This is a genomic window from Streptomyces sp. NPDC039609 (assembly GCF_055596705.1).
Genome location: NZ_JBVIUJ010000013.1, coordinates 19,826 through 36,738, shown reverse-complemented (window position 1 = coordinate 36,738; position 16,913 = coordinate 19,826). Strand labels below are relative to the sequence as shown.

Sequence of the window (16,913 nt, the reverse complement as noted above, 5' to 3'; positions counted from 1 at the left end):
GAGGCTGGCCCCATGACTGGCCCGGTGAATGAAGGCGACCGCATCCTCATCGTCGACGACGAGCCCGCCGTGCGGGAGGCGCTGCGGCGCAGTCTCGCCTTCGAGGGGTACGGGACCGAGGAGGCCGTCGACGGCGTCGACGCGCTCGCCCGGATGGAGTCGTACGCCCCCGATCTCGTCGTGCTCGACGTGCAGATGCCCCGGATGGACGGGCTGACGGCGGCGCGCCGCATCCGGGCGGCCGGCTCGACCGTACCGATCCTGATGCTCACGGCGCGGGACACGGTCGGCGACCGGGTGACGGGGCTCGACGCGGGCGCCGACGACTATCTGGTGAAGCCGTTCGAGCTGGACGAGCTGTTCGCCCGGATCCGTGCCCTGCTGCGTCGCAGCTCGTACGCGAGCTCCGTGGAGGCGCAGCCCGAGGGCGATGTGCTGAGCTTCGGCGATCTGCGGATGGACCTGGCGACCCGCGAGGTGACGCGGGCCGGGCGGCCGGTGGAGCTGACGCGGACGGAGTTCACGCTCCTGGAGATGTTCCTGGCGCATCCGCGCCAGGTGCTGACGCGCGAGCAGATCCTGAAGGCGGTGTGGGGCTTCGACTTCGAGCCGAGCTCGAACTCCCTGGACGTGTACGTGATGTATCTGCGGAGGAAGACGGAGGCCGGCGGCGAGCCGCGCCTGGTGCACACGGTGCGGGGCGTGGGGTACGTCCTGCGCGGCGGAGGCCCGGAGTGAGAGGTCCCCTGGCATGGTTCCGGTCGCGGCCGCTGCGGTCCCGGCTGGCGCTCCTGACGGCGACGGCGGTCGCGGTGGCGGTCGCGGCGGTGTCGCTGGCCTGCTGGTTCGTGACGCGGGCGCAGTTGGAGGCGGAGCTGGACTCCTCGCTGCGCGACACCAGGCTCTCGGACGACCAGGCGCGGATGCTGCTGGGCTCCTGCGCCCCGGGTGCGCGGGACCGCCCGGTGCCGGCCGGGCCCGCGCAGACCCTGCAGATCGTCACCGTCACCGGTGACCTCTGCACGCTCGGCACCTCCCCGATCCCCGCCCAGGCCGGGGACCTCGCGGTCGCGCGGGGCGAGCGGCCGTTCGCCCTGCACACCACGAACGCCGAGAACGGCACGGAGATGCGGGTCTACTCGTATCCCGTGTCGATCGCCAACCAGCCGGTCGCCGTCTCGGTCGCCCGTCCGCTGTACGAGATCGACCGTTCGATGTCCACGCTCGCCTGGGTGCTGCTGCTGGTCTCCGGGATCGGTGTCGTGGGCGCCGGGGCGGCCGGGCTGTGGGTGGCGCGCACCGGTCTCGAGCCGGTGGACCGGCTGACGGGCGCCGTCGAGCATGTGGCCGCGACCGAGGATCTGACGGTGCGCATCCCGGTCGAGGGCGAGGACGAGATCGCCCGTCTCTCGCGCTCCTTCAACGCGATGACGGCCGCGCTCGCCGTCTCCCGGGACCGTCAGGCGCAGCTGATCGCGGACGCGGGCCACGAGCTGCGCACCCCGCTGACCTCGCTGCGCACCAACATCGAGCTGCTCGCCCGCAGCGAGCAGACCGGCCGCGCCCTGCCGCCCGAGGACCGTCGGGCGCTGATGGCCTCGGTGAAAGCGCAGATGACGGAGCTGGCGGCGCTGATCGGCGACCTTCAGGAGCTGGCCCGGCCGGACGCGGTGCAGCCGGGTCCACTGGAGGTCGTACCGCTCCACACGATCCTGCGCTCGGCCCTCGCCCGGGCGCGGCTGCGGGGCCCCGAGCTGACCTTCGTCACGGACCTGGCGCCCTGGTACGTCCGGGCGGAGCCGGCGGGGCTGGAGCGCGCGCTGGTGAACGTCCTGGACAACGCGGTGAAGTTCTCGCCGCCCCGGGGCACGGTGGAGGTGACCCTGATGCGGGGCGAGCTGACCGTCCGCGACCACGGGCCGGGGGTCGCGCCGGAGGAACTCCCCCATGTCTTCGACCGCTTCTGGCGCTCCCCCTCGGCCCGCAGCCTGCCCGGCTCGGGTCTGGGCCTGTCGATCGTGGCCCGCACGGTCCAGCAGGCGGGCGGCACGGTGACCCTGGCGGCGGCGGAGGGCGGCGGCACGGCGGCGACGCTCCACCTGCCGGGCGCGCCGACCCCGCCGCCGTCAGTTGTGGCGGATGAGGGACTCGACCAGGCCTGAGCGGGTGTTCGGGTAGTCCAGGACCGTGATGCCGAGGCCCTTCCAGGTGGTGGCCGTGCCGTCCAGGAAGCCGTGGACGCGGGGGTTGAGGTTGTCGGAGTTCCAGCGTGGCGGCAGGGACGCGGACGTGCTGACGAAGTTGATGGAGAGCTTGCCCGGCTGCTCGACGGCCTTGCGGAAGTGGGCCTCGATCTTGGGGTACTTGGCGTTCGGCAGGGCGTTCCAGTCGTCCTGGATCGCGATGGCCCCACCGTCCCACCACTTGAGGCCGGGCAGGCCGCCGTTGTCGGCGATGAGGACGACCTTGCCGCGGGCCTCGCCCAGGGTGGGAACCGTGTCGCCGATGCGGAACAGCGAGCGCCAGCCGCGGTTGTTCAGGTAGTCGTCGAAGATGGCGCGGAAGGTGGCGTCGGAGTCCGAGGAGTACTCCTGCTTGACCCGCATCAGCACGGTCTCGGAGGGGTGCGCGGCCAGGAAGTCGCGGCAGGCGATGAGGACGTCGCCGAACATCATGTTCTGGTACGAGGCGCCGTGGTGGATGGCGAAGGAGCCGCCGGTGACCCGGCAGCGTATGTCGAGGAACCTGATTCCGGAGGCGAGCTGCTGCGCGATGGTGGTGTTCTGGCACTCGGACCAGGGGCCGCCGAAGCGGGCGCCGGAGTCGTGGGTGCCGGGGATGGTGAGCTTCTGGAGCGGGGTGGGGTCGCCGTGGCCGGCCATCCAGTCCTGGGTCGTGGCCGCCCGCGCGGACGGGGCGCCGACCAGGAGGACGGCACCCGCTGCCGCGGCTCCCGCGAGAAAGCTTCTTCGGTCCATGCGCGGGAGTATGACGTGTACGCGTCAGCTAGACCAGAGGGCCGCGTGCGTGAAAAAGAGGAGGGCGGTGGACCGTCGAACGATCCACCGCCCCCTCGGAGGTGCGGAGTTACTTCACGACCGTGATCCGGCCCGTCGCCGGCGGGGCCAGCGGGGTGCTCGCGGTGGAGTGGGCTGCCAGGTAGGCGGTGAACAGGTCCAGGTCGGACGCGCCGACCAGCTTGTTCTTGTGCTCCTTCAGGACGGCGAAGCCGTCACCGCCACCGGCCAGGAACTCGTTCATCGCGACCCGGTAGGTCTTCGACGGGTCGATCGCCTCGCCGTTCAGCTTCACCGAGGACGTCACGATCCGGTCGGCGCCGGTCTTCGTCATGTCCAGGGTGTAGGTGAAGCCCTTCGAGACCTGGAGGATCTTCGGGGTCGCCTGGTTGGCGCCGCTGACCTGCTGCTGGAGCGTGGTGATGAGCTGGGCGCCGGTCAGGTCGACCGCCGTCATCATGTTGGTGAACGGCTGCACGGTGTACGCCTCGCCGTAGGTCACCACTCCGTCGCCCTCGGCACCGGACGCCTTGTGGACCAGCGGCGCGCGGACGCCGCCCGGGTTCATCAGCGCCAGCTGCGCGCCGCCCTTGTCGGCCGGAGCCATGCCCTCGAGCTGCGCGTCGGCGATCAGGTTGCCCAGCGGCTTCTCGGGCGCGTCGGCGGGGTTGTCGACGTCGCCGGAGATGTAGCCGACGGGACGGCTCGCGATCGGCGCGGCGAGCGCGTTCCAGCGGGTGATCAGCCGGGTCATGTCCGCGGCCTTCGGCACGTCACGGGTGACGACGTGGTTCGCGGAGGCGACGGCCGTACGGACGATGTCCTTGGAACGACGGTCGTAGGTGAGCGTCGTGTCGGTGTAGAGCTTGCCGAACGAGGCCGCCGAGGTGACCGTGCGCGGCTTGCCCGCCGGGTCCGGGATCGTGCACGCGTACGCCTGGTGGGTGTGGCCCGTGACCAGCGCGTCGACCTGCGGGCTGACGTTCTTCGCGATGTCGACGATCGGGCCGGAGATGCCGTCACCGGGGCCGGGGCTGTCGCAGTTGTAGTTGTACGAGCCCGAGGCCGGCGCGCCGCCCTCGTGCAGCAGGGCGACGATCGACTTGACGCCCTTGCGCTCCAGCACCTTGGTGTACTTGTTGATCGTCTCGATCTCGTCGCCGAACTTCAGGCCCTTGATGCCCTCGGCGGAGACGATGTTCGCCGTGCCCTCCAGGGTCACGCCGATGAAGCCGATCTTGACGCCGTTGCGCTCCCAGATGAAGTACGGGTCGAGCAGCGGCTTGCCGCTCTTCTCGTTCGTCACGTTGGCCGCGAGGTACGGGAAGTTCGCGCCCCGGAACCGCTTGCCCTCCTCGAAACAGCCGGCGGTCGGGTGACAGCCGCCGTTCTGGATCCGGGCCAGCTCCTTGGCGCCCTCGTCGAACTCGTGGTTGCCGACCGAGCTGACGTCGAGCTTCAGCCGGTTGAGCGCCTCGATGGTCGGCTCGTCGTGGAAGAGCCCGGAGACCAGCGGGGAGGCGCCGATCATGTCGCCGGCGGCGGCGGTGACGGAGTACCGGTTGCCCTCGCGGGCCTGCCGCAGGTGCGTGGCCAGGTACTCGACGCCACCGGCGTCGATGGTCTTCGTGGTGCCGTCCGGGTTGGTGTGGGTGAGCCGCCCGGCCGAGCCGGTCGGCGGCTCCAGGTTGCCGTGCAGGTCGTTGAAGGAGAGCAGTTGGACGTCCACATAGCGCCCGTGGTTGCCCCCGCCCTTGGTCCCCGAGGCGCCCGCGGGCAGCGCGGCGACGAGCGCGCCGACGGTGGCGAGCCCCGCGCCCACGGCGAGAATCCGCCGCGCCGTCCTCTTCTTCTTCGGTGTCGCTGACATCGCTCCCCTGTCCCCTCGCCCCTTTTGCGGCGCTGTTCGACTGCTGCTGTGCCAGCGCAGCCTAGAGTCAACGCGCGTAGCGCAACAGGGGGTACCGGGTTACAACTGAGTTGATTCCGTAGGCTCAGGACATGACTCCTGACCCGGCGCCGGCCCTTGAACCCGGACGGCAGATCCTCACCCTCGACGAGCTCTCCCCCGAACAGGTCCAGGACGTCCTCGACCTGCTGGAGGCGGCCGACCGCACCGACGGAGTGCACGCCGTGTCCGAGCAGGGGCGGCTCTATCTGCGGCACGGCAGGCGCGAGGGCGTACGGCACTTCCTGCTCACCGTCGGATCGCACCTCTACGGCTACGCCCAGCTGGAGGACACCGATCCCGTGGAGGCCCCGGCCGCCGAGCTGGTCGTGCACCCCTCGCACCGCGGCCGCGGACACGGGCGGGCACTGGGCGCGGCACTGCTGGCCGCCTCGGGCAAGCGGCTGCGGGTCTGGGCGCACGGCGGGAAATCGGCGGCCCGGCACCTGGCCCAGGTTCTCGGCCTGACCCTCTTCCGCGAACTGCGCCAGCTGCGCCGCCCGTTGGTGCCGCTCGACATCCCCGAGCCGGTGCTGCCCGAGGGCGTCACCGTCCGTACCTTCGTGCCCGGCCAGGACGACACGGCCTGGCTCGCCGTGAACGCGGCCGCCTTCGCCCACCACCCCGAGCAGGGCTCGCTCACCCAGCGGGACCTGGACGACCGTATGGCCGAGCCGTGGTTCGACCCGAAGGGCTTCTTCCTCGCGGAGAAGGACGGGCGCCTGATCGGCTTCCACTGGACGAAGACGCACGCCGAGGAGCAGCTCGGCGAGGTGTACGTGATCGGGATCCTGCCGGAGGCCCAGGGCAGCGGCCTCGGCAAGGCGCTCACGGCGATCGGGCTGCGGCACCTGGCGGCCCAGGCACTGCCGACGGCGATGCTGTACGTGGACGCGGACAACACGGCGGCGGTGACGGTCTACGAGCGGCTCGGCTTCGCCACGCACGAGGTGGACCTGATGTACCGCACGGAGTCCTGAACACGCCGTGAGAAGGGGGCGGTTGACACCGCCCCCTTCTTTGCACCACCCTTTCACTACTTGATTAGTGAAAGGGTGGTGAAGGGGAACGTGCTCGAATACCGGATCGACCGGCGCAGCGGAGTCGCCACCTACCTCCAGATCGTCCAGCAGACCAAACAGGCCCTGCGCATGGGCCTCCTGGAGCCCGGCGACCGGCTACCCACCGCACGCGAGGTCGTCGAAGCCACAGCCATCAACCCGAACACGGTCCTCAAGGCCTATCGCGAGCTGGAGCGCGAAGGACTCGTCGAGGCCCGCCGCGGACTCGGCACCTTCGTCCGCGCGACGCTCGGAACCGGCCCCGCCGACTCGCCCCTGCGGGGCGAACTCGCCGACTGGGCACGCCGGGCGCGGGAGTCCGGCCTGGAGCGCGAGGACGTGGCCGCGCTCTTCACTTCCGTACTGAAGGAATCTTTCGAGGGGGACAAGGCATGACCGGCGGAACGGCCCTGAGCACCGAGGGCCTCGGCAAGCGGTACGACAAAAGGGGGCGCGGCTGGGCCCTGAGGGACTGCTCCTTCAGCCTCCCCGCCGGCCGCATCTGTGCCGTCGTCGGCCCCAACGGCGCCGGCAAGTCCACCCTCCTCGCCCTCACCGCGGGACTCCTGCGGCCCACCGAGGGCTCCGTCAAGGCCCCCGCCCGCGAGCAGCTCGCGTACGTCGCCCAGGACAAGCCGCTCTACCCGCAGCTCACGATCGACGAGACGCTGCGGATGGGCCGCGAGCTCAACCCCGACCGCTGGGACCGAGCCGTCGCCGAGCGGATCACCGCCGGCCTCGACCCCGCCGCGCGCGTCCGCAGCCTCTCCGGCGGCCAGCGCACCCGCGTCGCCCTCGCCCTCGCGCTCGGCAAGCGGCCGGAACTGCTGCTCCTGGACGAGCCGATGGCCGACCTCGACCCGCTCGCCCGGCACGAGCTCATGGGCGTCCTGATGGCCGACGCCGCGGACCGCGGCACGACGGTCGTCATGTCCTCGCACATCCTCGGCGAGCTGGAGGGCGCATGCGACCACCTCCTCCTCGTCGACGGCGGCGAGATCCGCCTCGACGGCGCCATCGACGACCTCCTCGCCGCACACGCCCTGCTCCGAGGCCCGATCGCCGACCTCGCCCCGCACCGGGTGATCGAATCCCGCACGACGGGACGCCAACTCACCGCGCTCATCCGGCGGGAGGGTCCGGTCGAAGGGCCCTGGGAGGCGACGGCCCCGTCCCTCGAAGACCTCCTCCTCGCCCACCTCCGCGTCTCCCGCACCACCCCCGAAGGAGCCTCCGCATGAGCGCCGTCACGTTGAAGGGCACCCACTGGGTGACGGTCCGCCAGCACCGGCGGGCCCTGTGGGTGGCGGGGGCCGCGACGGCCCTGTCCCTCGCCGTCCTCGCCGGGCTGCGGCTGTGGGACGCCTCCACCTCGGACACGTACGTGGAGGACGGCTACAGCATCCCCGCCGACGACAACCGCGGCTTCGGCATCCTGCGCCTGGCCATGGAGTACGCCGGCACTTGCATGGTCCTCCTGCCCCTCGTCGTCGGGGCCTTCGTCGCGGGCCCGCTGATCGCCCGCGAGCTGGAGAGCGGCACGTACCGGCTCGCGCTCACCCAGTCCGTCACCCCGACGCAGTGGCTCCGCGCGAAGATCCTCACCGCGGCCGCCGCAGCGCTCGTGGTCACCCTCGCCCTCATGGCGATCTACCGGATCGGCTGGGGCCGGGTCGCGGGCACCTATCAGCTGAACTGGTCGGACCGCGGCCCGTACGAGGCGACCGGAACCGTCCTCGTCGCGTACGTGCTGCTCGCCGTCGCCGTGGGCGCGCTCCTCGGGCAGCTGATCCGGCGCACACTCGTCGCCATGGCCGCGACCGGCCTGTTCACCGGCCTGGTCCTCGCCGTACTCGGCGCGCTGCGCTGGGACTTCCTGCCGGTACGGACCGATACCGGGCCGATCAGCTCGCAGTCGGGGCCCCTCCCCGTCCCCGCGGACGGACTGATGATGGACATGGGCCTGCTCACCGCGGACGGGGGCCGCATCGCCGAATGGTCCTGCTACGACCCGCAGAGCGCCGACACCTGCTACGCCAGCAAGGGCATCACCGGCCAGTACGTCGACTACCACCCCTACTCCCACGTCTGGCCCACCCAGCTCATCGAGACCGGCATCGTCCTCGCCCTCGCCGCCCTCGCCCTCTTCGCCGCCTTCCGCGTCCTGCGCGCCCGGCACCCGTAACGTAAGGATCGAGCCACCGAAATCAGGTCGGCGGGGCCCTGAAGGGCCCCGCCCCCGATGCCCGCCCACGTCGCCCACGAGGGAACCCACCGCTCCGCCCGGCCTACGACGCCCCCGGCACAGGTTGCCCACGGTCGCCCGCACGTCATGTCGTCGTTACCGGCCATTCAGACGCGCTTGCGACGCTCACGCAATGAAGCCCGCCGTGCCTCCTCTCGCCAAGGGGCTCCCCAAAGGGAGACTTCCCTCGCCCACGGCCCGCTCCGACGCGCCCGACCACCCCTTCGCGCGGAAGAATGGGGCCATGAGCCAGCAGCCCGCCGAGGTCCCGGTCCAATCCACCGCCAAGCCGTCCAAGCGGACGTCCAAGCAGGCGTCCAAGCAGACGCCTCCGCACAAAGGCGAGCCGACCACGCAGCCGTCCGTCGGATCCATAGCCGCGCACCGCCCCCACACGGTCAGCACCGGCCCCGCGACGGACCTCGAGCCCGATCTGGACGCCGATCCCGACGCATACGAGGACGAAGGCGCCGAGGGCGAACTCCCCCAGGGACGCTTCCTCGACCGCGAGCGCAGTTGGCTCGCGTTCAACGAAAGGGTCCTCGAACTGGCCGAGGACCCCACCACGCCCCTCCTCGAACGGGCTAATTTCCTCGCCATCTTCGCGTCGAACCTCGACGAGTTCTTCATGGTGCGCGTCGCCGGCCTCAAGCGCCGCATCGCCACCGGCGTCGCCACGCGCTCCGCCTCCGGGCTGCAGCCCCGCGAGGTGCTCGACCTGATCTGGACCCGCTCGCGCGAACTCATGGCCCGGCACGCCGCCTGCTACCAGCAGGACGTCGCCCCGGCCCTCGCCGACGAGGGCATCCACCTGATCCGCTGGCCCGAGCTCACGGAGAAGGAGCAGGCGCGCCTCTTCACCCTGTTCCGGCAGCAGATCTTCCCGGTCCTCACCCCGCTGGCCGTCGACCCCGCGCACCCCTTCCCGTACATCTCCGGCCTGTCCCTGAACCTGGCCGTGGTCGTACGCAATCCGGTCAGCGGCCACCGGCACTTCGCCCGCGTCAAGGTGCCCCCGCTGCTCTCCCGCTTCCTGGAGGCCTCCCCGCAGCGCTACGTCCCGCTGGAGGACGTCATCGCGGCGCACCTGGAGGAGCTCTTCCCCGGCATGGAGGTGCTGGCCCACCACATGTTCCGGGTGACCCGGAACGAGGACCTGGAGGTCGAGGAGGACGACGCCGAGAACCTGCTCCAGGCCCTGGAGAAGGAGCTGCTGCGCCGCCGCTTCGGACCGCCGGTCCGCCTCGAGGTCGAGGAATCGATCGACCCGTACGTCCTCGACCTGCTCGTCCGCGAGCTGAAGGTCTCCGACGCCGAGGTCTACCCGCTGCCCGGCCCGCTGGACCTCACCGGCCTCTTCGGCATCGCCGGGCTCGACCGGCCCGAGCTGAAGTACCCCAAGTTCATCGCCGGCACCCACCGGGACCTCGCCGAGGTCGAATCGGCCTCCGCGCCCGACATCTTCATGGCACTGCGCGAGCGGGACGTACTGCTGCACCACCCGTACGACTCCTTCTCCACCTCCGTCCAGGCCTTCCTGGAGCAGGCGGCCGCCGACCCGGACGTCCTGGCGATCAAGCAGACGCTGTACCGGACCTCCGGCAAGTCCCCCATCGTCGACGCCCTGATCGACGCCGCCGAGAGCGGCAAGCAGGTCCTCGTCCTCGTCGAGATCAAGGCCCGCTTCGACGAGCAGGCCAACATCAAGTGGGCGCGCAAGCTGGAGGAGGCCGGCTGCCATGTCGTCTACGGCCTCGTCGGCCTGAAGACCCACTGCAAGCTGTCGCTCGTCGTCCGACAGGAGGGCGAGGTGCTGCGCCGCTACTCCCACGTCGGCACCGGCAACTACCACCCCAAGACGGCCCGGCTCTACGAGGACCTCGGCCTGCTCACCGCCGACCCGCAGGTCGGCGCCGACCTCTCCGACCTGTTCAACCGGCTCTCCGGCTACTCCCGCCGCGAGACCTACCGCCGGCTGCTCACCGCCCCGAAGTCCCTGCGCGACGGACTGGTCTCCCGGATCCACAAGGAGATCGCCCACCACCGCGCGGGCCGGCCCGCCTACGTCCGGATCAAGGTCAACTCGATGGTCGACGAGGCGATCATCGACGCCTGCTACCGGGCCTCGCAGGCGGGCGTCCCGGTCGACATCTGGGTCCGCGGCATCTGCGCGATCCGCCCCGGCGTCTCCGGCCTCTCCGAGAACATCCGGGTCCGCTCGATCCTCGGCCGCTTCCTGGAGCACTCCCGGATCTTCGCCTTCGGCAACGGCGGCGAGCCCGAGGTCTGGCTGGGCAGCGCCGACATGATGCACCGCAACCTGGACCGCCGCATCGAGGCCCTGGTCCGGGTCTCCGACCCGGCCCACCGGGCGGCCCTGTCCCGGCTCCTGGAGACCGGGATGTCCGACACCACCTCTTCCTGGCACCTCGGCCCGGACGGGAACTGGACGCGGCACGCGACCGACCCGGAGGGCCAGCCGCTGCGGCACGTCCAGGAGATGCTCATCGACGCGCGGAGGCGCCGGCGTGCACAACCCTGACCACCCTTCCGTCTCCACGGGCGTCACGGCGGGAGAGGTCCTCTCCCCCTACCTCCAGGCGCGGGCCGGAGACTTCCTGCGCGGACTGCGCCTGCACACCGAGAGCGGAGCGGACACGGCGGGCTCGGAGGAGGCCGCCCGGTCCCTCCGGGCGGCCGCCCGCCGCATCAGCGGGACCTTGCACACCTTCCGGCCGCTCCTCGACGCCGCCTGGGCCGACCAGCTGCGCACGGAGCTCGCCTGGCTGTCGGGAACGCTCGCCCTGGAGCACGCCTGCACCTCCCGGCTCGTCCGGCTGGTGGACGCGTTGTCCCGCCTGTCGAGCGGCGGCGGACCGGTGCCCGCCGCCCGCGGCGTCACCGAAGGCCCGGGGCTCACGGTCGGCGCCGCCCGCGCGGGCGCCCTGCTCGAACGCCAGCTCACCCTGACCCGTACGCGCGCCCACTCCGCGGCCCTCCAGGCGCTGGGCTCCTCCCGCTTCCACGCGGTCGCGGACGCCGTCGCACTCCTCGCCTCCGAGGTACCGCTGGGGCCCGCGGGGGCGGCCCCGGCCATCGAGGTCCTCGACGCGCCGGCCGCGGTCGTCGAGCGGCGGCTCACGGAGGCCGTGGGCGGACTGCCGCTGGCCCGCGCGGCCCACCCGTACAACGCGGACGCCCTCGCGCTCGCGGCCGGCGAGGCCCAGGACGCGCCCTGGCACCAGACCCGGCTCCTGCTGCGCCTCCACCGGTACGCCTGCGAGGTCCTGCACGGCACCGACCCGGACCCGGTCCTCTACGAGTCCGGCCGGGCCCTCGACCGGCACCGCGACGCCTCCGAGGCCGCCACCGCGGCGGCCACGGCAGCCCGCACCCCCCGGATCGCCCCGGCCACCGCGTACGCCCTCGGCGTCCTCCACGCGGACCAGCGCCACGAGGTCGAGGCCGCCAGGTTCGCCTTCCAACGCGCCTGGCAACGCACGACGGCGCCGGTCCCGTGATCCTCGCGGCGGGGTGCGTCCTGTGGCGCCCCGCTCCGTCGGGCCAGGGCATCGAAATCGCCCTGGTCCATCGGCCCAAGTACGGAGACTGGTCGCATCCGAAGGGAAAACTGAAGCGCGGCGAGACCGTCGAGGAGTGCGCGGTCCGAGAGGTACGGGAGGAAACCGGCCACTCCTGCGCCCTGGGCCCCCGCCTCCCCACGGCCCGTTACCTGGCGAACGGCCGCCCGAAGGAGGTCACGTACTGGTCGGCCCGCGCCCTCGGGGGCAGTTTCACGCCGAGCACGGAGGTGGACCGCATGGCCTGGCTCTCCCCCGAGGATGCCCGGGCCCGATTGACGCAGCCACGGGACAGAGACCTCCTGGACACGTTCCTTTCGTGCTGATTGTGGGCATTCGGTCCTCTGGGGCGGGACGGGCTGGGACAACGGACGGCGCCCTTGCCCGCGCCGCTGCTTCGGGCCCCGGCGCCCGCGGCCCCCACACCCGTACGAACGCCGACACCGCCGCCCTCCGAAGGGCCCCGCACCGCGCCTTCCGGCACGGTTCACTTCCCGTTCACTCTCCCCCGTCGGCCGCTTCACCTGATCTGCCTAATTTCGGCCGTACAAGGTGCACAAGCGCAGCGACGCACCCACAACCCCGACACACGCCGCCGTACACGTTCAGGACACCCGGTCCGCGGCAGGCGGCTTCTGGAAGGAACACCCGAAAGTGAAGCTTTCGCGCATGAACGGGCTTCGCGCCTCCGCGATCGGTGCCCTCGTCGTCTCCGGCGCCCTCGTCCTCTCGGCGTGTGGCTCGGACAACAACAGCGGTACCCCGGCGAACGGCGACAAGACCTCCGCCGCTGCGTCGAACATCAAGTGCGACGGCGCCAAGGGCCAGCTCCTCGCCGCGGGTTCCTCCGCGCAGAAGAACGCCATGGACCTGTGGGTCAAGAACTTCCAGGCCGCCTGCTCGGGCGTCGAGGTCAACTACCAGGCCATCGGCTCCGGCGGCGGTATCACCAAGTTCAACCAGGGCCAGGTCGCCTTCGCGGGCTCCGACTCCGCCCTGAAGGAGGAAGAGGTCGCCGAGTCGGCGAAGATCTGCAAGACCGGCAAGGGTGTCAACCTGCCGATGGTCGGTGGCCCGATCGCCATCGGTTACAAGCTGGAGGGCGTGGACAACCTGGTCCTGGACGCCCCCACCATCGCCAAGATCTTCAACACCGACATCAAGAAGTGGAACGACCCGGCGATCGCCAAGCTGAACCCGGGCGCCAAGCTGCCGGACAGCAACATCCAGGCCTTCCACCGCTCCGACGAGTCGGGCACCACCCAGAACCTGGGCAAGTACCTCTCCACCGCCGCCCCGGCCGAGTGGAAGCACGACCCGAAGTCGAAGTCGTGGCCCGCCCCGGGTGGCCAGGCCGCCAACGGCTCCTCCGGTGTCGCCACCGCGGTCAAGGACGCCGAGGGCTCCATCGGCTACTTCGAGCTCTCCTACGCGACCGCCAACAAGATCTCCACGGTCTCCGTGAACACCGGTGCCGCCGCTCCGGTCGCCGCGACCACGGAGAACGCCTCGAAGGCCATCGCCGCCGCCAAGGTCAAGGGCACCGGCAGCGACATGGCCCTCTCCCTCGACTACGCGACCAAGGCCGAGGGCGCCTACCCGCTCGTCCTCGTCACGTACCAGATCGCCTGCGACAAGGGCAACAAGGCGGAGAACCTGCCGACCCTGAAGGCGTTCCTGAACTACGCGATCAGCGAGGACGGCCAGAAGGTCCTGTCCGACGCCGGTTACGCCCCGATGCCGGCCGAGATCGCGACCAAGGTCCGCGAGATCGTCCCCACCCTGTCCTGATCCCCGGCCGGAGCCGGTCCGTCAGCCACACCGACGGACCGGTCCCGGCATCCGGTGCACCGCCGCCAGGAGCCCGTACATCCGTACGACTCCGCAGACCGGAGAGTCAGAATGGTTACGACAGCCACACCACCCATAGAAAAGGGCCGACGCGCCAAGGGCGCGGCCCGCCCCGGAGACCGAATCTTCCTCGGTCTGTCCCGCGGATCCGGCATCACCCTCCTGGTGATCATGGCCGCGATCGCGGGCTTCCTCACCTACCGCGCCGTCCTCGCGATCTCCCAGGACTCCACGAACTTCTTCACCACCTTCGAGTGGAACCCGGCCGGCAGCCCGCCCGTCTTCGGCATCGCCGTCCTGGCGTTCGGCACGGTCGTCTCGTCGATCATCGCCATGGTCATCGCCGTGCCGGTCGCGATCGGCATCGCGCTGTTCATCTCGCACTACGCCCCGCGCAAGCTGGCCAAGCCGCTCGCGTACGTGGTCGACCTTCTCGCCGCCGTCCCCAGCATCATCTACGGCCTCTGGGGCGCGATCTTCCTGGTCCCGTACCTGGGCGGCCTCAACAAGTGGCTCGACGAGTACTTCGGCTGGACCTACATCTTCGACAAGGCCAGCGACGGCGTCGCCCGCAACATGTTCACCGTGGGCATCCTGCTGGCGATCATGATCCTGCCGATCATCACCAACGTGACCCGCGAGGTCTTCCTCCAGGTCCCGAAGATGCACGAAGAGGCCGCCCTCGCCCTCGGCGCCACCCGCTGGGAGGTCATCCGGATGTCGGTGCTGCCCTTCGGCCGCTCCGGCATCATCTCCGCCTCGATGCTGGGCCTCGGCCGCGCGCTCGGCGAGACGATGGCCGTGGCCGTCGTGCTCTCGCCCAGCTTCGTCCTCTCGGGCCACCTGCTCGACCCGGGCGGCGGCACCTTCGCCCAGAACATCGCCGCGAAGTTCAACGAGGCCAACGAGTTCGGCCGTGACGCGCTGATCGCCTCCGGCCTGATCCTCTTCGTCATCACCCTGCTGGTCAACGGCGCGGCCCGGTGGATCATCGCCCGCCGCAAGGAGTACTCGGGGGCCAACGCATGAGCCACGCCATACAGGACCGCCCGCCCGTGAAGAGCGTGGTCACGCACGACCCGCTCAAGCACGCCCGGCTCCCCCGCTGGACCCCGTTCGCCATCGCCATCGGATCGATCGCCGCCGCTGTCGGCCTCGGTCTCGCGGCCGGCTGGCACAGCCGCATCCAGTGGGGCCTGATCGCCGCACTGTTCTTCGTCCTCGCGACGTACGGGATCACCTCCAAGGTCGAGGGCTCCCGCCAGGCCAAGGACCGGGTCGCGACCAGCCTCGTCTGGGTCTGCTTCATCCTGGCCGTGGTCCCGCTGCTCTCCCTCGCCTGGGTCACCATCAGCAAGGGCCTGGAAGTCCTCGACCCGTACTTCCTCGGCCACTCGATGAACGGTGTCCTCGACGCCGAGGCCGGTGGCGGTGTCTACCACGCGCTGCTCGGCACGATCGAGCAGGTCGGCATCGCGACCCTGATCGCCGCGCCGATCGGTCTGCTGACCGCGGTCTACCTCGTCGAGTACGGCGGCGGGAAGCTCGCCCAGGCCGTCACCTTCTTCGTCGACGTCATGACGGGCATCCCGTCGATCGTCGCGGGCCTCTTCGTCCTCGCCACCTGGAATCTGATGCTGGGCTTCGGGCCCTCCGGATTCGCCGGCGCGATGGCCCTCGCGATCCTGATGATGCCGGTCGTGGTCCGCTCCACCGAGGAGATGCTCAAGCTCGTCCCGAACGAGCTGCGCGAGGCCTCCCTCGCGCTCGGCATCCCGAAGTGGCGCACGATCCTGAAGGTGGTCCTGCCCACCGCGATCGGCGGCATCACCACGGGCGTCATGCTCGCGGTCGCCCGCATCACCGGTGAGACGGCCCCGGTCCTGCTCCTTGTGTTCGGTACGAAGCTCATCAACCCGAACCCCTTCGAAGGCGCCCAGTCCTCCCTGCCGCTCTACGTGTACGAGCAGTACGCGGTCGGCACCGACGCAGCCGTGGCCCGTGCCTGGGCCGCAGCGCTCGTCCTGATCGCCTTCGTCATGATCCTCAACCTGGTGGCCCGCGGCATCGCCCGCTGGAAGGCCCCGAAGACCGGCCGCTGACCGCGGTCACTCTGGAAGTGAATTGATATGGCCAAGCGAATCGACGTCAGCGGCCTCTCCGCCTACTACGGCGCCCACAAGGCGATCGACGACATCTCCATGACCGTCGAGCCCCGCTCGGTGACGGCCTTCATCGGCCCCTCCGGCTGCGGCAAGTCCACGTTCCTGCGCACCCTGAACCGGATGCACGAGGTCACCCCCGGTGGCCGGGTCGAGGGCAAGGTGATGCTGGACGACGAGAACCTGTACGGCTCCCACGTCGACCCGGTCGCGGTGCGCCGCACGGTCGGCATGGTGTTCCAGCGCCCGAACCCGTTCCCGACGATGTCGATCTTCGACAATGTGGCGGCGGGCCTGCGGCTGAACGGCTCGTACAAGAAGTCCCAGCTCAACGACATCGTCGAGCGCTCTCTCAAGGGCGCGAACCTCTGGAACGAGGTCAAGGACCGCCTGAACAAGCCGGGCTCCGGCCTCTCCGGTGGTCAGCAGCAGCGTCTGTGCATCGCCCGCGCGATCGCGGTCGAGCCGGACGTCCTGCTGATGGACGAGCCCTGCTCGGCCCTGGACCCGATCTCGACGCTGGCGATCGAGGACCTGATCGGCGAGCTGAAGGAGCGCTTCACGATCGTCATCGTGACGCACAACATGCAGCAGGCCGCCCGCGTCTCGGACCGCACGGCGTTCTTCAACCTCTCGGCCGTGGGCCAGCCCGGCAAGCTGATCGAGCTGGACGACACCGAGCGCATCTTCTCCAACCCGAGCGTCCAGGCGACCGAGGACTACATCTCCGGCCGCTTCGGATAGCCCCCAGACCATGCGGCTCCGCCGCGTGGCGTCCTGCGGTGCTGCATGGCGGTGCCACCGCAGACGAAAGGGCCCGGCTCCCCTACAGGGAAGCCGGGCCCGACCATTTTCGTGACCTGGTTGTGGGCAACTGTTCCACGGGGCTGGGGGTCCCCCCGGACGGAGTCTGGGGGAGGGTGGGCACAACCCCGGGGGCCGATGCCCCATTCAGGCCCGCCCACCCCAAGGGCCGTCACGCGTCACCCGAAGAGCAGCTGCACCACGTAGAAGCTCGCCGCCGCCACCAGCGCCGCCGCCGGCATCG

Annotated in this window: 15 protein-coding genes; 13 read left to right on the top strand and 2 right to left on the bottom strand. The window is 70.8% G+C overall.

The window, feature by feature from the left end; all coding sequences use genetic code 11:
• Nucleotides 1-12: 12 nt before the first annotated feature.
• Both ACZ561_RS31755 and ACZ561_RS31750 read left to right on the top strand, forming a co-directional pair.
• Nucleotides 13-738, top strand: a complete 726-nt coding sequence (locus tag ACZ561_RS31755) for a response regulator transcription factor (protein ID WP_471001590.1) — start codon at nt 13-15, stop codon at nt 736-738.
• A complete protein-coding gene (locus ACZ561_RS31750) occupies nt 735-2,162 on the top strand; it encodes a sensor histidine kinase (protein ID WP_471001587.1) in 1,428 nt (475 codons plus the stop codon). Before ACZ561_RS31755 ends, ACZ561_RS31750 begins: the two co-directional genes overlap by 4 nt.
• On the opposite strand, the gene ACZ561_RS31745 is transcribed toward ACZ561_RS31750, so the two are convergent.
• Nucleotides 2,127-2,978, bottom strand: a complete 852-nt coding sequence (locus ACZ561_RS31745) for a phosphatidylinositol-specific phospholipase C (RefSeq protein WP_471001585.1) — start codon at nt 2,976-2,978, stop codon at nt 2,127-2,129. The genes ACZ561_RS31750 and ACZ561_RS31745 overlap by 36 nt on opposite strands.
• A gap of 109 nt (nt 2,979-3,087) precedes the next feature.
• Complete coding sequence (locus tag ACZ561_RS31740) at nt 3,088-4,887, bottom strand: bifunctional metallophosphatase/5'-nucleotidase (protein ID WP_471001582.1); 1,800 nt, start codon at nt 4,885-4,887, stop codon at nt 3,088-3,090.
• 131 nt (nt 4,888-5,018) lie between these two features.
• Between ACZ561_RS31740 and mshD the strand changes: the two genes are divergently transcribed.
• From mshD to pstB, 11 genes are all read left to right on the top strand, one after another.
• Nucleotides 5,019-5,945 (top strand): mycothiol synthase, encoded by a 927-nt coding sequence (mshD, locus tag ACZ561_RS31735; RefSeq protein ID WP_471001579.1) that lies wholly within the window; start codon nt 5,019-5,021, stop codon nt 5,943-5,945.
• A gap of 90 nt (nt 5,946-6,035) precedes the next feature.
• Nucleotides 6,036-6,422 carry a GntR family transcriptional regulator gene (locus tag ACZ561_RS31730; RefSeq protein WP_471002068.1) on the top strand — a complete coding sequence of 129 codons (387 nt, stop codon included), beginning with the start codon at nt 6,036-6,038 and terminating at the stop codon, nt 6,420-6,422.
• Complete coding sequence (locus ACZ561_RS31725) at nt 6,419-7,267, top strand: ABC transporter ATP-binding protein (protein ID WP_471001576.1); 849 nt, start codon at nt 6,419-6,421, stop codon at nt 7,265-7,267. Before ACZ561_RS31730 ends, ACZ561_RS31725 begins: the two co-directional genes overlap by 4 nt.
• Nucleotides 7,264-8,211, top strand: a complete 948-nt coding sequence (locus ACZ561_RS31720) for an ABC transporter permease (protein WP_471001573.1) — start codon at nt 7,264-7,266, stop codon at nt 8,209-8,211. The genes ACZ561_RS31725 and ACZ561_RS31720 overlap by 4 nt, the downstream gene beginning before the upstream one ends.
• 304 nt (nt 8,212-8,515) lie before the next feature.
• Complete coding sequence (locus ACZ561_RS31715; protein WP_471001570.1) at nt 8,516-10,813, top strand: RNA degradosome polyphosphate kinase; 2,298 nt, start codon at nt 8,516-8,518, stop codon at nt 10,811-10,813.
• Nucleotides 10,800-11,792, top strand: coding sequence for a CHAD domain-containing protein (locus ACZ561_RS31710; RefSeq protein ID WP_471001567.1), 993 nt, complete (start codon nt 10,800-10,802; stop codon nt 11,790-11,792). The genes ACZ561_RS31715 and ACZ561_RS31710 overlap by 14 nt, the downstream gene beginning before the upstream one ends.
• Entirely contained in the window at nt 11,789-12,178 is a 390-nt protein-coding gene (locus tag ACZ561_RS31705) for an NUDIX hydrolase (protein WP_471001564.1), read from the top strand. The genes ACZ561_RS31710 and ACZ561_RS31705 overlap by 4 nt, the downstream gene beginning before the upstream one ends.
• Before the next feature lie 328 nt (nt 12,179-12,506).
• Nucleotides 12,507-13,643 (top strand): phosphate ABC transporter substrate-binding protein PstS, encoded by a 1,137-nt coding sequence (pstS, locus tag ACZ561_RS31700; protein WP_471001561.1) that lies wholly within the window; start codon nt 12,507-12,509, stop codon nt 13,641-13,643.
• 111 nt (nt 13,644-13,754) lie between these two features.
• Nucleotides 13,755-14,732: a phosphate ABC transporter permease subunit PstC gene (gene pstC / locus ACZ561_RS31695; protein WP_471001558.1), complete on the top strand. Its 978-nt coding sequence runs from the start codon at nt 13,755-13,757 to the stop codon at nt 14,730-14,732.
• On the top strand, nt 14,729-15,805 hold the full coding sequence (pstA, locus tag ACZ561_RS31690; protein ID WP_471001555.1) for a phosphate ABC transporter permease PstA: 1,077 nt from the start codon (nt 14,729-14,731) through the stop codon (nt 15,803-15,805). Before pstC ends, pstA begins: the two co-directional genes overlap by 4 nt.
• Nucleotides 15,806-15,832: 27 nt before the next feature.
• Nucleotides 15,833-16,609: a phosphate ABC transporter ATP-binding protein PstB gene (pstB, locus tag ACZ561_RS31685; protein ID WP_329118039.1), complete on the top strand. Its 777-nt coding sequence runs from the start codon at nt 15,833-15,835 to the stop codon at nt 16,607-16,609.
• The last annotated feature ends 304 nt before the right edge of the window (nt 16,610-16,913 follow it).

What these genes read in the sequence shown, in the direction of transcription:
- ACZ561_RS31755 (WP_471001590.1), top strand. Translation starts at nt 13, where the DNA reads ATGACTGGCCCGGTGAATGAAGGCGACCGCATCCTCATCGTCGACGAC.
- ACZ561_RS31745 (WP_471001585.1), bottom strand. Translation starts at nt 2,978, where the DNA reads ATGGACCGAAGAAGCTTTCTCGCGGGAGCCGCGGCAGCGGGTGCCGTC.
- ACZ561_RS31740 (WP_471001582.1), bottom strand. Translation starts at nt 4,887, where the DNA reads ATGTCAGCGACACCGAAGAAGAAGAGGACGGCGCGGCGGATTCTCGCC.
- mshD (WP_471001579.1), top strand. Translation starts at nt 5,019, where the DNA reads ATGACTCCTGACCCGGCGCCGGCCCTTGAACCCGGACGGCAGATCCTC.
- ACZ561_RS31725 (WP_471001576.1), top strand. Translation starts at nt 6,419, where the DNA reads ATGACCGGCGGAACGGCCCTGAGCACCGAGGGCCTCGGCAAGCGGTAC.
- ACZ561_RS31720 (WP_471001573.1), top strand. Translation starts at nt 7,264, where the DNA reads ATGAGCGCCGTCACGTTGAAGGGCACCCACTGGGTGACGGTCCGCCAG.
- ACZ561_RS31715 (WP_471001570.1), top strand. Translation starts at nt 8,516, where the DNA reads ATGAGCCAGCAGCCCGCCGAGGTCCCGGTCCAATCCACCGCCAAGCCG.
- pstC (WP_471001558.1), top strand. Translation starts at nt 13,755, where the DNA reads ATGGTTACGACAGCCACACCACCCATAGAAAAGGGCCGACGCGCCAAG.
- pstA (WP_471001555.1), top strand. Translation starts at nt 14,729, where the DNA reads ATGAGCCACGCCATACAGGACCGCCCGCCCGTGAAGAGCGTGGTCACG.
- pstB (WP_329118039.1), top strand. Translation starts at nt 15,833, where the DNA reads ATGGCCAAGCGAATCGACGTCAGCGGCCTCTCCGCCTACTACGGCGCC.